Raw genomic sequence first — 13360 nt, 5'->3', positions numbered from 1 at the left:
CCAGCGGCCGGGCCGCCACGGCAAGCGATCAGAACGGCACCATAGCGGGCAGTGCGGATGAACACTACGATGGCACCAGCGGTGAAATGATCGTGAAACGTTCCTGAGATCAGCGGGCTGCGGAGACGTGCACTGAGAGGATCGAGCAGCGGGCTGCGGGCGGGTAGCGCAGAGGTGTCGGCGCAATACCGCGCGAGGGTCTCACGATCGGCGCCCGGTAGCAGGAACCGGACAGCACATCGAGCGTCGTAGAGCCCGCGGCGACCGCGCGGAACCTCTCCTCGCGCCCGCCGCGCGCCACCACCGTCACTACGGCGGTGTCGGCGGAGATGGGCAACGGGTAGCCCTTCTCCGGAACATGCGCCGTGAAGGTGGATCCGACCTCGACGGTCACCGTCCCGAGTTGTGCGTACTGCCCAGCGCACCCCCCGGCCGCGTACGTACGGCCGTTCACATGGAAGGACAGCACGGGCGGCTGACAGTTGTAGTTACCCGACCGTGGTCCGCATGCGACCGCCAGCGCCACCGGCGTCAGTAAGGCGACCACAGTGGGTGACAGGCGGCGACCTGCTCCGTCTCGCGGCATTCTGCAGCTTCCCCTGATCGTCTCGGCGCCAGTAAAGATCGCACGGGTTAATCATGCGTTGCCGGATCGACTCGGCGCGGTGAACCGGGCGTGAGGTACCGGGTCCCAGCCATCCGGCGTATCGGCGACTTCAGCGGTCCAGCGGCGGTACGGCCCTGGCTGCGATCGGAGGCCGCCCCGGCACTGCGGCAAGGGACCTGCCGAGCAGGGAGCGGCAAGGGGTTGATTCACGGTGGTGTGTGCGCGTATAAGTAAACAACTTTCTTTCTAACAAGTTCGCCCAGTTGAGGGAGGGGTGTCCAGGTGGCCCAACGGTATCCAGCAGGACCGCAACGCCTGCTGCGTCTGCTCAACGGGCGTGCGGTCCTGGAGGCGATCCACCGGGCCGGTCACCCGATCACCACCACCGACCTGGCGGGCCGGATCGACCTGTCCCGGCCGACGGTGGCCGCCGCGGTGAGCCTGCTGCTCGAGCGCGGCGTGATCAGTGAAGTGGGCCCGGAGACGGGCCGTAAGGGGCCGGCGCCCGCGTTGTACGAGGTCAACGCCGACTGCGCTTTCGCGATCGGCGTGGACATCGGGCACAAGAAGATCCGTGCCGCGATCGCCGACGTCACCGGGAGCGTACGGGCGCGGGCCGAGCAGGAGAGCCCTTCGGACCGGGACGCGCTCATCGAGCGGGTCCTGGCGATGTGCGAGGACCTCGCCGGCCGGATGGGCATCGCGCTGGAGGCCGTCGGCCAGGTCGTGATGGGCGTGCCGGCCGTCGTCGGGCCCGACGGCCGCGCCCTGTCGTACGCCGAGGGCCTGCCCGACTCGGGACGCGGGCTCGGCCCGGCGTTCGGCCGCGTCATCCCGGCGCCGCTGATCCTGGAGAACGACGTGAACCTCGCGGCGCTCGCCGAGCGCAGGCAGGGACACGGGGCCGAGGTCGACGACTTCGTCCTGGTCAGCCTGGGCGTCGGCCTCGGGCTGGGCATGGTGGTCGACGGCCGCGTCCGGCGAGGGGCGGCCGGTGTGGCGGGCGAGGCGGGCTACCTGCCCGGCCATCGGATGATCGCGCCGCCCGGGCAGCGCCGGGACCTCGTGCAGGACTACATCGGCGCGCGGTACATCAGCGCCGAGGCACGCCGCCTGGGACTGCCCGGTGACGGCACCCCGCGCACGGTCTTCGAGCTGGCCCGCGGCGGCGACCCGACCGCGGCGGGGATCGTGGACGACACCGCCCGCAGCATCGCGTACGTCATCGCCTGCGTGGTGCCGCTGATCGATCCGGCCCTGGTCGTGCTGGGCGGCGCCATCGGCGGCAACGGCGATCTGCTGCTCGCGCCGGTCGCCCGGCACCTCGAGGACTTCAGTATCTTCCAGCCGCGGATCGTCGCGTCCGACCTCGGACCGGGCGCGGAGCTCATCGGCGCCACGACGATGGCGTCGGATCTGGCCCGCGAGTCGACCTACGCGGCCGCCACCGCTCCGAGTGGCCCGATGGAGGCGCCCCTGACCTTGTCCTGACGTGCCGCGGCGGCGCCGTCTTGCCGGACGGCGCCGCCACCAGAGACGCCTGGGCGTTGCAGCGCCCGGAGCGATGACCGACCCGTCACCCAGCGAATGCCATTACCGAGGAAGGACGATCAGTGTTCAAATTTACCACCGGGGCCGTGGCGGGCACGGCTGCCGCACTGTTGCTGGCCGGCTGCACATCCAGCGGGCCCGCGTCGTCGGAGCCGACCACCGCGATCTCGGCGGGCGCCTCGCACGCCCCGACCACGATCAGCGTGTGGACGTTCAACCACCTGCCCAACGAGGTGGCGGCGTTCACCGCGGCGCTGAACCGCCTGCACGCGAAGTACCCGTGGCTGACCGTGAAGTTCGTGCCCAACAAGGACGACGCGGCGTTCGCCAAGGCGGTCGCCGCCGGTGATCCGCCGGACGTCTTCGTCGCGTCGGCGCCGGACAACGTCGGCAAGTTCTGCGCCAACGGCACGGTCGCCGACCTCGGCCCGTACCTGTCGTCGGCGAAGGTGAACACCACCGCGACGTTCCCGGCCGCGACGCTGGTGTACACGAAGTACCAGGACAAGCAGTGCGCGCTGCCGCTGCTCACCGACGCGTTCGGGCTGTACTACAACAAGAAGATGTTCGCGGCGGCCGGCATCACCACGCCGCCGAAGACGCTGTCGGAGCTGGCCACCGACGCGAAGAAGCTCACGGTGAAGAACCCGGACGGCTCCGTCAAGACGTACGGGTTCGTCTCCCGGTCCGACTACAACGCCAACCGGTACATCTACACCGGCGTGCAGAGCGGCACGAAGTTCTACGGCGCCGACGGGAAGGCGACGTTCGCCGCAGACCCGAAGTGGCAGCAACTGCTGCAGTGGGACAAGAACCTCGGCGACTCGTACGGGCCGGGGAACGTGCAGAAGTTCGTCGGCCGGTACCAGCCGCACGCCGACGACACGAGCAACCCCTTCCTGACCGGCGCGGCGGCGATGGAGTTCGACGGCGAGTGGCACATCGGCGAGATCGACGCGGCGAAGAAGGGCCTCGACTACGGGATCGCGCCGATGCCGATGCTGGACGCGGCGTCGGGCGCGTACGGCGCGGGCGACACTCTGGGCACCGTCGCGTACCTTCCCTCCGGTTCCAAGCACAAGCAGGAGGGCTTCTTCGCCCTACAGCAGCTCACCACCGACACGACGTTCCTGAACACCCTGGCCGACACCGTGTCGAACATCCCGAGCACGTTCGCGTCGCTGCAGAGCTGGGACAAGGCGAACGACCCGCACTGGAAGCCGCTGGTCGACATGTTCAAGAACCCCGGCTCGTACTACAAGACGCTCACCCCGGCCGGTGAAGAGGACATGGACACGTGGCGGGAGTTCCTGCTCCAGTACGAGCAGGGCAAGGTGGCGAACCTGCCCTCTGGTCTCGCCGGGATCGCCAAGAAGATCGACAACTCGAACGCGCAGGCGGGGAACTAGGGATGACCACCACCGTCGCTCGTGGCGCCGGCACCGTGAGCGGGGCGCCGCGGCGCCCCGCCCGGGGTGAGCGCCGCCGCCATCCGAGCAAGACCCGCTGGTGGGTCGTGCTGGCCTTCCTGTCGCCGTTCGTGATCGGGCTCGCGACCTTCGTGCTGTATCCCGTGGTCGCGACGCTGTACTACTCGCTGACCAACTTCCAGGCCGGCTCGTACCGGCCCGTGCGGTTCGTCGGGCTCGACAACTACCGGACCCTGTTCACCCAGTCCGACAACTTCTGGATCGCGGTGCGCAACACCGTGTGGATGGTCGTGATCATGGTGCCGCTGCGCACCGCCTGGGCCATGCTCACCGCCTGGCTGATCACCCGGGTGAAGCGCGGCCGGAACGTCTACCGCACGGTCTTCTTCCTGCCCCACATGGTGCCGCCGGTGGCCGCCGCGCTGTCGTTCATCGTGCTGCTCAACCCGGTCGGGCCGCTCAACAAGCTGCTGGGCCTGCTCGGCATCGGCGAGCCCGGGTGGTTCTCCGACCCCGCCTGGTCCAAGCCGAGTCTCGTGCTGATGGCGCTCTGGGCGGCCGGCAACACGATGGTGATCTTCTCGGCCGCCATGCTGGACGTGCCGCGCGAGCTGTACGAGGCGGCCGACCTGGACGGCGCGGGCCCGATCCGGAAGTTCCGCAGCATCACGCTGCCGGCGCTCTCCCCGGTGATCTACTTCTCACTGCTCACCGGGATGATCTACGCGTTCCAGTACTTCACCGAGGCGTTCGTCGTCTCCGGCTCCGCGAACGTCGAGGCGTCCAGCAACGAGCTGATCGGCTACCCGGCCAGGTCGCTGCTGTTCTACTCCACGGAGCTCTACCAGCAGGGCTTCTCGTACTTCAAGACCGGGTACGCGTCGGCGATGGCATGGCTGCTCTTCCTGGCCATCTTCGCCGCCACCGTGGTGTTCATCCGAGCCTCCCGCCGCTTCGTGCACTACTCGGGCGGTGACCGGTGACCGCCGCGGGCATGACGGGGCGCCGGGCCGCGCTCGGCCGCCCCAGGCCACCGATCGGGCGTCGCCTGCTGTACCGGCTGGCCGAGCACGCGCCGGCCGTCGCGGTCGCGCTCTGCTTCCTGCTGCCGTTGATGATCAGCATGCTCACCGCGTTCATGACGCAGGACCAGGCGGGCACCGGGTCGCTGTGGCCGTCGCCCTGGGACTTCGGCAACTTCCGGCGGGTCTTCAGCGCCATGCCGTTCGGCCGCGACCTGCTCAACACGATCCTGTACGCCGGGCTGTCCACGGTCGGCACGGTCGTCTCATCGGTGCCCGTGGCGTACGCGCTGGCCCGGCTGCGCTGGCGGGGCCGGGAGGCGTTCTTCCTGGTGGTGCTGGCCGCGATGATGCTGCCCGCGCAGGTGACCAGCCTGCCGCTGTACGTCTTCTACTCGCACATCGGATGGGTGGGCACGCTCAAGCCGCTGATCGTCCCGTCGTTCTTCGGCGACGCGTTCAGCATCTTCCTGCTGCGCCAGTTCTTCCGCACGATCCCCGGCGAGCTGACCGAGGCGGCGCGGGTCGACGGCGCGGGCGAGCTGCGCATCCTCCTGCGGGTGATGATCCCCATGACCAAGCCGGCGATCGCCGCCGTGGGGCTCTTCTCGTTCCTGTACGCCTGGAACGACTTCTACAACCCCCTGCTCTACACCGGTAACAGCCAGAGCGGCCAGACCCTCGCGGTCGCCCTCACCCAGCTCGCCAAGAGCGGGCACCAGAACGCGTACCAGCTGCAGATGGCGGCGTCGCTGATGTTCCTGCTGCCCGTCCTGGTGCTGTTCTTCCTGGCGCAGAAGGTGTTCGTCGAGGGCATCGCGCTGACCGGCATCAAGGGCTGACCCGGCATTGAGAGGTGACGGCCGCCGCCACGGCGGACCGTCCCGAGCGAACTTTTTGGAGTAAGAGTGAAGATCACCGTTGTCGGCGGTGGCAGCACGTACACGCCCGAGCTCGTGGAGGGCTTCGCCCGGCGCGCCGGCGTGCTCGCGGTCGACGAGCTGGTCCTGCACGACGTCGACCCCGAGCGGCTCCGCGTCGTCGGCGGCCTGGCGGGGCGGATCCTCGCCCGGCACGCCTTCCCCGGCCGGCTGACCACCACGACCGACCTCGCCCAGGCCGTGGACGGGGCGGCCGCGGTGCTGATCCAGCTGCGCGTCGGCGGCCAGGCGGCCAGGCTGACGGACGAGACGCTGCCGAACAAGTTCGGTCTGATCGGCCAGGAGACCACGGGCCCGGGCGGCTTCGCCAAGGCGCTGCGCACGGTGCCGCTCGTGCTCGACATCGCGACGGAGGTGCGCCACCGGGCCGAGCCGGACGCGTGGATTGTCGACTTCACCAACCCGGTCGGCATCGTCACCAGGGCGCTGCTGGACGCCGGGCACCGGGCGGTCGGCCTGTGCAACGTGGCGATCAAGTTCCAGCGGAGCATGGCGGACCGGTTCGGCGTCGACGCCGACCGGGTCCGGCTCGGCCACGCCGGTCTCAACCACCTGTCGTGGATCCGCTCGATCACCGTGGACGGCGAGGACCGGCTGCCCGGGCTGCTGTCCGGCGACGCGCTCGCAGAGATCGCCGAGGAGGTGCGCCTGCCCGCCGGGCTGCTGCGCGACCTGAAGGCGATCCCGTCCTATTACCTGCACTACTTCTACTGCACCGACCACGAGCTGGCCGGGCAACGGGCGGGGTCGCACCGGGCCGAGCAGGTCCAGGCCATCGAGCGGGAGCTGCTCGCCCTCTACGAGGACCCGGAGCTGGACCACAAGCCCGAGATCCTCGAACGCCGGGGCGGCGCGTACTACAGCGAGGCCGCGGCGGCCCTGGTGACCAGCCTGCTCACCGGCGACGGCGCGCACCACTACGTGGACGTGCGCAACGACGGAGTGCTGGAGGGCCTGCCCGACGAGGCCGTCGTCGAGGTGCCCGCGCACGTCGACACCGCCGGTCCACGCCCGGTCGCGGTGCCACCGCTGCCGCCCGAGATGCTCGGACTCGTCCAGGCCGTCACGGCGTACGAGACCCTCACGATCGAGGCCGCGCTGACCGGCGACCGGTCGGTGGCCCGGCGGGCGCTGCTCGCCAACCCGCTGGTCCGTCAGTGGGACCTCGCGGCGCCGATGTCGGACGCGATCCTGGACGCCAACCGTTCGTACCTGCCACGGTTCTTCCCCGAGGAGTCTGTCAATGGCTGACCTCGTGGTCGGCGTCGACGGCGGGAACTCCAAGACCGACCTCGTGCTCGCGGACACCGACGGGCGGCTGCTGGCCTGGGTGCGCGGGACCGGCACGCGCCCGCACACCGACGGCATGGCGGTCACCGGCGGACAGCTCGCCGACCTGACGCGCCGGGGACTGTCCGAGGCCGGTCTGCCGGAAACCGCTGCCGTCACGGTCGGCGCGTACTTCCTGGCCAATGTGGACGTTCCGGACGACGAGCAGGAGGCGCTGCGGCAGTTGTCACAGCTGGGCGTGGCCGAGCGGATCCTCGTCCGGAACGACACGCTCGCCATCCTTCGGGCCGGTGCGCCGGAGGGCTGGGGCGTGGCCGTGGTGTCCGGCGCCGGCATCAACGCCGTCGGGGTCCACCCGGACGGACGGTCGGCCCGCTTCCTGTCGCTCGGCGACATCACCGGCGACTGGGGCGGCGGCATGGGCGTCGCGCGAGCGGCCTTGGGCGCGGCGGTGCGCGCCGGTGACGGGCGCGGTCCCGCGACCGCGCTCCGGGAGGTCCTTCCGGGCCGTTTCGGGCTGCCGACCGTGGAGGCCGTCGCCCTGGCCGTCACCGCCGGAAAGATCTCCGCCATGGAACTGCTCGCCCTCGCGCCGCTGGTGTTCGCCGCCGCCGCCGACGGCGGCGACGCGGTGGCGCGGGGGATCGTGACGCGTCTCGGCGACGAGATCGTCACGATGGTGACCGCGCTGCTGCGCCGGCTCGACCTGCTGAGCACCCCGACACCGGTGGTGCTCGGCGGCGGAACGCTGCAGAACGACCAGGTCCTCCTGCACGACCACATTCGCCGGCGGCTCCACGAGGTCGCCCCGCTTGCCCGGCCGCACGTGCTCGACGTGCCGCCGGTGGCCGGCGCGGTCCGCGAGGCGCTGACGGAGGCGCACGCCCCGGACTCCGCCTGGCTCCGCCTCCACGAGGCGTTCACCGGGCCGCGGGTGCCGGCCTCGGCGAACGGAAAGGCCCGCCCCTGCCCCACCTGATGAGACCGGCGCGGAGGCCACCTCAGCCGGAGCTGGGGTCGAAGCGCAGCTTGGACGTGATGCGGTAGCGGTCGCCCCGGTACACCGAGCGGGCGAACTCCACCACCCGGCCGGTGTGGTCCCGGGTGGTGCGCTCGAACTGCAGGGCCGGCGCGTAGACCGGGACGTCCAGCAGGTCCGCCTGCTCGGGGTTGGTCACGGTCGGCTCGATGGTCTGCACCGCCTCCACGACGGCGATCTCATACCTTTCGCGAAGCAGCCGGTAGAAGTTGCCGGACTCCATGTCGGCCGGGGTCAGGCCGGGCACCAGCGCGGCGGGCAGTTCCAGCCGCTCGATGGCGATGGGATCGCCGTCCACGAGGCGGATCCGGGTGATGCGCAGGACCGAGGCGTGGGCGTCGATCTCCAGCCGGCGCGTGGCACGCCCGCCGGCGCGGTGGCGAACTCGGTCACCCGGCTGGTCCACTGCCCTTCGGCGGGCGGCACACCGAAGGCGTTGGTCGAGCCGGACAGCTCCTGGGTGACCTTGTGCGGGCTGGTGAAGGTGCCCCGGCCGTGCTGGCGTGTCAGCAGGCCGGTGCGGGTGAGCTCCTCGATCGCCGCGCGCACGGTGGGCCGGGACACCCCCAGTTGCTCGGCCAGGTCGCGTTCGGACGGCAGGCCGGTGCCCGGGCCGGAGTTCTCGATGAGGTCGAGCAGGTGGCGGCGGACCCGATCGCGCTTGGCCGTGCCGACCCGCCCGGCGGTACTGGGGGTGCGTGCGCTCACCCGTCTATGGTCCCAGTGGTGGCGCGCGGCGTCGGGGACCGGCCGTCCGCGGGTGTGCCGGGGGCGGCCAGGCGCCGGGTGTGCGCGGCCAGCCGTCGGCGGAAGTCGGCGAAATCGCGCGGCCCGGCGCACCACGCGACCTCGGCCAGCGCGCACATGCGCGGATAGGCCAGGTAGGCCACATGCCCGGGGGTCGGGGCGAACTCGGTCCACACGTGCCCCTGCGTGCCCAGCACCCCTGGTGTGCCCGGCCGGTCCGGATCGGCGACCGGCAGTCCCCCTGCCAGGGGGTCGTAGTGGTACACGTCGGCGAGGGTGACGATCCGGCCGGGCTGCCCCTGCGGCTCGTCCGGCCGGTCGCTCTGGGGGTAGTCGAAGTAGGTCGCCTGGTGGGGGCCCATCACGACCTGGTGGCCGCGCTCGACCGCCTCCGCGCCGTGCACCGGTTCGCGCCAGGCGGTCAGCACCATGCCGGGCGGCGGTTCCCCGGCCGACCGGCCGTTCTCGTCCCAGCACACCGCGACCCGCCCGCGGCCGGCCAGGAAGTCGCGCATCCGGCCGAGGAACCAGGCGCGCAGTTCGCGCGGGCCGGCCAGGCCCTCCTCCGCGGCCCGCCGACGGGCTGCGGGGCTTCGCTCCCACTGCACCGTCGGGCACTCGTCACCGCCGACATGGACGTACGGCGAGGGGAACACGTCGGTCACCTCGGCCAGCACGCGGCGGCAGAACTCCAACGCGGCGTCGTGCACGCCGAGGATGTCCTCGCTGACGCCCCAGCTCGTCCAGACCGGCAGCGTACGCCCGGGCAGGTTGCCCAGCTCGGGATAGGCGGCCAGGGCCGCCCGGGCGTGCCCCGGCATCTCGATCTCCGGGACGACCGTGACGCCGCGCGCCGCCGCGTACGCGACGAGCCGGCGCAGGTCGCGCCGGGAGTAGAAGCCGCCGTGCGGACGGCCGTCGAACCGGTCGCCGCCCGCGGGACCCACCATCGACTCGGCGCGCCATGCCCCGATCTCGGTCAGCCGGGGCAGTCCGCCGATCTCCATCCGCCAGCCCTGGTCGTCGGTCAGGTGCAGGTGCAGCACGTTCAGTTTGTGCAGCGCGAGCTGGTCGACGAAGTCGAACAGGTATCCGGTGGGCAGGTAGTGCCGGGCGACGTCGAGCATCATGCCGCGCCAGGGCAGCCGGGGCCGGTCGGTGACCGTCACGCACGGCCAGCGCCAGGCGTCGGCGGGGGCGGTCGCCGGGTCCATCGTCTCCGGAGGCAGCAGCTGCCGCAGCGTCTGCACCCCGTGGCGCAGGCCCGCGAGCGCCGGCGCGCGCAGGTCCACGCGCTCAGGCGTGATCGTCAGGTCGTAGCCTTCGGGCGCGGACTCCGCCGCGCCCGGATCCAGCTCCAGCCGGATGACCGGCCCCTCGCCGCCGCGCGGACGGTCCGGGCCCAGGTACCCGGTGAGCAGTTCGGCGGCGGGCTCGGCCCCGGGACCGGCCGACACGTGCGGCACGGCGGGCAGCGTGAACCAGCCGGGACGGCGGGCGAACCGGGTGGGACGGGGGATGATCACGGTGAGCCCTTCCGTGTGGAGGTTCCCGGGCCGGTGTCTCGGCCGGGTCATCCCTTCACCGCGCCCGAGGTCATGCCGGCGACCAGCCGGCGCTGCAGCACCATGAAGAAGGCCACGACCGGCAGCGCGAACAGGGTCGAGCCGGCGATCAGCCCGCCGTAGTCGGTGCCGGTGTGGGTGCTGAACGACACGAGCCAGACCGGCAGGGTGTACTTGGCCTGGTCCTTCATCAGCACGTAGGCGAAGATGTAGTCGTTCCACGCGGTGATGAACGCGAACACGCTGGTGGCGATCACGCCGGGCAGCACCAGCGGCAGCAGGACGCGGCGGATCACGGTGGCCCGGTTCGCGCCGTCGACCAACGCGGCCTCCTCGAGTTCGACCGGGACGCCGAGCAGGAAGCCGCGCAGCGTCCAGATCGTGAACGGCAGCACGAAGGCCACGTAGGTGAGGGTGAGCCCGATCAGGCTGTTGAGCATGTCCAGGCTGCGCAGGCTCAGGAACAGCGGGATCAGCAGCGCGGGCTGCGGCACCATGGTCACCGCCAGCACCGTCACCAGGAACGTGCGGCGACCCGCGAACCGGAACCGGGTCAGCGCGACGGCCGCCAGGAAGGCCACGACGATCGACAGCCCCACCACCGCCGCCGCGACGGCGAGGCTGTTGCTCAGGTAGGCCAGGAAGTGCGGGCGGCCGACGGCGTCGACGAAGTTGTGCAGGGTCGGCGGCCACGGCGCCCACGTGGGCCGCGAGGTGAGGATGTCGCCGGCCGGTTTGAACGCCGTGGTCACCATCCAGTAGACGGGGAAGGCCCAGACCAGGCAGAACAGCGTCGCGGCGGCGTTGAGCGCGGCCCGGGCGGCGCGCGTACGGGGAGGGTTCACGGGCGTCCTCCGGTCATGTCGCTTCTCCGCTCCGCGCGAGCCGGCGAACGTGTCCGGCGGTGATGAGCATCAGCACCAGCACCGCGACCACGGCGATGGCGGCGCCCTCACCGAACGACCCGGCGCTGAACGCGCGAGCGAACGCCCAGATGCCCAGGGTCGTGGTCGACGAGCCGGGGCCGCCCTGGGTGAGGATCCAGATCTGGTTGAACACGTTGAAGTCCCAGACGATCGACAGGACCGTCACCAGCAGCAGGATCGGCCGCAGGAACGGCAGCGTGATCGCGCGGAACCGGGCCAGCGGGCCCGCGCCGTCGATCGCGGCGGCCTCGTAGTAATCGGCCGGGATCTGGCTGAGCCCGGCGTACATCGTCAACGCGACGAACGGCACCGACTGCCAGACCACGAGCGTCCACACCAGCACCCACGCGGACCACGGGCGGCCCGTCCAGTCGTACTGCGTCATGTCGCCGGCGCCGAGGCGGGTGATCGACCAGTTCACCACCCCGTACAGCGGCTGGAACAGCCACTGCCAGACCAGGGTGGCCGCGACCGCGGGCATCGCCCAGGCGGTGATCAGGACCAGGGTCACCGTGGTGCGCATGCGCGGGCCCAGCCGGGTCATCAGCAGCGCCACCAGAAGACCGATCACCAGGGTGCCGGCCACGAGCGCCCCGCACAGCGCCAGCGTGCGGCCCAGCACGGCCGGCAGCCGGTCGTCACGCAGGATGGACGCGTAGTTGGCCCATCCGATCCACCGGGTGCGGCCGGTGAACAACGACCGCAGCCCGTACTCCTGTCCGGAGATGACCAGCAGCCGGACCAGGGGGTAGCCGAGGATGGCGGCGAACAGCAGCGCGGCTGGCGCCAGCAGCGCGTACGGGAGCGCCGCGTCGCCGCGGCGAAGACTCCGCCGCCGCGCGGGGCGCGGCCCTGCCGAGACCGGCTCGGCGGGCAGGGCCGCCCGCCCGGCACGGGTTCTCACGGCGTTCATTCCGCGATCACCGGCCGCCCAGGGCCTGGCTCAGGTGGGCGTCGAACGTTCTCGCGGCGTCGGGCACGGTCCTGCGGCCGGTGGCGATGTCGGCGAAGAAGGCGTTGATGGACTTGTCCGACTCCACGGTCGTCCATCCCGGTGTCGCCGGGGTCGCGACGCTCGTCCGGGCGGCGGTGAGGAAGGCCGCCGCCGTCGGAGGCCGGGTCGGCAGCGTCTGGTCGATCAGCTCGGTGGAGACCGGCGTCCAGCCGTCCACCCCGACGATCTGGTTCTTCTGCACGTCCTGGCCGGCGGCGGTCTTCAGGTAGGCCACGGCGAGGTCGCGGTGCCGGCTTCGGGCGGCGACGGCCAGGTCGGACCCGCCGAGGAAGACCGGCTGGGTACGGCCCGCGATCCGGCTCGGGAAGGGGAAGGTGCCGATGTCACCCTTGATGGACGGCTTGACCTTCTCGATCTGCGCGATGGTCGTGTCGAGGATCGCGCCCGCCTTCCCATCGGCGAACACCGCCCGCTGGTCGGGTTCGAGGTTGTCGACGTTGCGCGACGCGGGGGCCGAGTAGGTGTTCTGGAAGCTCTTCCAGGTCTGCAGCCCCTGTTGCGCCTGCGGTGACTCCAGGGTCCCGGCCCATTTGCCGCCGTTCTTGTCGGCGATCTGTCCGCCGGCGTCCCACACGAACTGCAGGGCGGCGTGCCAGTAGCGGCCCGGCAGGTAGAAGGGCGAGAAGTCGGGGGCGGGGTGGGCCTTGCGCAGCCTGTCGAGGTCGGCGGTGAGCTCGGGGAACGACGCCGGCGGCCGGGTGATGCCCGCCTTGGCCCACAGCCTCTTGTTGTAGACGACCGCACGGTTGCCCGCGAACAGCGGCGCCGCGTACAGCCTGCCGTCGATCGTGGCGGGGCCCGCCAGGCCCGGCAGCCAGTGCAGCCCACCCGACAGTTCGCTCCGGTGCGCGGTCAGGTCGGCGAGGCCGCCGTTGGCGGCGAACAGCGGCACATCGGTGTTGCCGAGGTCGAGCACGTCCGGCGGGTCGTCCTGGGACAGCGCCGTACTGATCTTGGTGTTGATGTTGTCCCACTGCTGGATCTGCACCCGGACCTTGGCGCCTGTGGCCTGCTCGAACCGGCGGCCGATGGCGGCGACGGTCGCGTCGGTCAGATCGCCGTCCATCAGCCAGACCGTCAGCGTCCGGTCCCCGGAGTGCCGCCGCGCCTCGTCGTTACCGCCGCCTCCGCCACACGCCGTTCCGATGAACGCCACCATGGCCAGGGCGACGGCCAACCGCGTTGTCCGCATGGTCTTCCTCCCGCGTCGCACCCCCGAGCCCCTCA

The 13360-nt window shown here is 71.4% G+C and carries 13 protein-coding genes; 6 read left to right on the top strand and 7 right to left on the bottom strand.

The genetic code is table 11. The features are described from left to right. Positions 1 to 109 precede the first annotated feature (109 nt). Positions 110 to 394: a hypothetical protein gene (locus ACYVF7_RS26070; protein WP_460345798.1), complete on the bottom strand. Its 285-nt coding sequence runs from the start codon at positions 392 to 394 to the stop codon at positions 110 to 112. Between the two features lie 495 nt (positions 395 to 889). Between ACYVF7_RS26070 and ACYVF7_RS26065 the strand changes: the two genes are divergently transcribed. The 6 genes from ACYVF7_RS26065 (at position 890) to ACYVF7_RS26040 (ending at position 7820) form a co-directional block, all read left to right on the top strand. Next, a complete protein-coding gene (locus tag ACYVF7_RS26065) occupies positions 890 to 2098 on the top strand; it encodes an ROK family transcriptional regulator (RefSeq protein ID WP_460345795.1) in 1209 nt (402 codons plus the stop codon). A gap of 122 nt (positions 2099 to 2220) precedes the next feature. Next, complete coding sequence (locus tag ACYVF7_RS26060) at positions 2221 to 3567, top strand: ABC transporter substrate-binding protein (protein WP_460345792.1); 1347 nt, start codon at positions 2221 to 2223, stop codon at positions 3565 to 3567. 2 nt (positions 3568 to 3569) lie between these two features. Continuing rightward, positions 3570 to 4571: a carbohydrate ABC transporter permease gene (locus tag ACYVF7_RS26055; protein ID WP_460345789.1), complete on the top strand. Its 1002-nt coding sequence runs from the start codon at positions 3570 to 3572 to the stop codon at positions 4569 to 4571. A gap of 11 nt (positions 4572 to 4582) precedes the next feature. Next, positions 4583 to 5452, top strand: a complete 870-nt coding sequence (locus ACYVF7_RS26050) for a carbohydrate ABC transporter permease (RefSeq protein ID WP_460345786.1) — start codon at positions 4583 to 4585, stop codon at positions 5450 to 5452. Between the two features lie 66 nt (positions 5453 to 5518). Further along, positions 5519 to 6802 carry a 6-phospho-beta-glucosidase gene (locus ACYVF7_RS26045; RefSeq protein ID WP_460345784.1) on the top strand — a complete coding sequence of 428 codons (1284 nt, stop codon included), beginning with the start codon at positions 5519 to 5521 and terminating at the stop codon, positions 6800 to 6802. Beyond that, positions 6795 to 7820 (top strand): N-acetylglucosamine kinase, encoded by a 1026-nt coding sequence (locus tag ACYVF7_RS26040; protein WP_460345781.1) that lies wholly within the window; start codon positions 6795 to 6797, stop codon positions 7818 to 7820. The genes ACYVF7_RS26045 and ACYVF7_RS26040 overlap by 8 nt, the downstream gene beginning before the upstream one ends. A gap of 22 nt (positions 7821 to 7842) precedes the next feature. Here the strand turns inward: ACYVF7_RS26040 and ACYVF7_RS26035 are convergent, their stop codons facing one another. From ACYVF7_RS26035 to ACYVF7_RS26010, 6 genes are read right to left on the bottom strand one after another with little or no spacing between them, the layout of a single operon-like run. Then, complete coding sequence (locus ACYVF7_RS26035) at positions 7843 to 8196, bottom strand: GntR family transcriptional regulator (RefSeq protein WP_460358125.1); 354 nt, start codon at positions 8194 to 8196, stop codon at positions 7843 to 7845. Further along, positions 8115 to 8588 carry a GntR family transcriptional regulator gene (locus tag ACYVF7_RS26030; RefSeq protein ID WP_460345778.1) on the bottom strand — a complete coding sequence of 158 codons (474 nt, stop codon included), beginning with the start codon at positions 8586 to 8588 and terminating at the stop codon, positions 8115 to 8117. The genes ACYVF7_RS26035 and ACYVF7_RS26030 overlap by 82 nt, the downstream gene beginning before the upstream one ends. Next, positions 8585 to 10204 carry a beta-N-acetylhexosaminidase gene (locus ACYVF7_RS26025; protein ID WP_460345775.1) on the bottom strand — a complete coding sequence of 540 codons (1620 nt, stop codon included), beginning with the start codon at positions 10202 to 10204 and terminating at the stop codon, positions 8585 to 8587. The genes ACYVF7_RS26030 and ACYVF7_RS26025 overlap by 4 nt, the downstream gene beginning before the upstream one ends. Further along, positions 10201 to 11037 (bottom strand): carbohydrate ABC transporter permease, encoded by an 837-nt coding sequence (locus ACYVF7_RS26020; RefSeq protein WP_460345772.1) that lies wholly within the window; start codon positions 11035 to 11037, stop codon positions 10201 to 10203. The genes ACYVF7_RS26025 and ACYVF7_RS26020 overlap by 4 nt, the downstream gene beginning before the upstream one ends. A 13-nt stretch (positions 11038 to 11050) precedes the next feature. Continuing rightward, complete coding sequence (locus tag ACYVF7_RS26015; protein WP_460345769.1) at positions 11051 to 12031, bottom strand: carbohydrate ABC transporter permease; 981 nt, start codon at positions 12029 to 12031, stop codon at positions 11051 to 11053. 7 nt (positions 12032 to 12038) lie between these two features. Further along, on the bottom strand, positions 12039 to 13325 hold the full coding sequence (locus tag ACYVF7_RS26010) for an extracellular solute-binding protein (protein WP_460345766.1): 1287 nt from the start codon (positions 13323 to 13325) through the stop codon (positions 12039 to 12041). Between the last annotated feature and the right edge of the window lie 35 nt (positions 13326 to 13360).

It is taken from the genome of Actinoallomurus acanthiterrae (assembly GCF_054775715.1).
The sequence above is the reverse complement of the archived record's forward strand: the minus strand, read 5'-3'. Positions and strand labels throughout refer to the sequence as shown.

Bases quoted from the DNA above. Each gene is read 5' to 3' on its own strand.
- ACYVF7_RS26055 (WP_460345789.1), top strand. From the start codon at position 3,570: ATGACCACCACCGTCGCTCGTGGCGCCGGCACCGTGAGCGGGGCGCCG.
- ACYVF7_RS26050 (WP_460345786.1), top strand. From the start codon at position 4,583: ATGACGGGGCGCCGGGCCGCGCTCGGCCGCCCCAGGCCACCGATCGGG.
- ACYVF7_RS26040 (WP_460345781.1), top strand. From the start codon at position 6,795: ATGGCTGACCTCGTGGTCGGCGTCGACGGCGGGAACTCCAAGACCGAC.
- ACYVF7_RS26025 (WP_460345775.1), bottom strand. From the start codon at position 10,204: ATGACCCGGCCGAGACACCGGCCCGGGAACCTCCACACGGAAGGGCTC.
- ACYVF7_RS26015 (WP_460345769.1), bottom strand. From the start codon at position 12,031: ATGAACGCCGTGAGAACCCGTGCCGGGCGGGCGGCCCTGCCCGCCGAG.
- ACYVF7_RS26010 (WP_460345766.1), bottom strand. From the start codon at position 13,325: ATGCGGACAACGCGGTTGGCCGTCGCCCTGGCCATGGTGGCGTTCATC.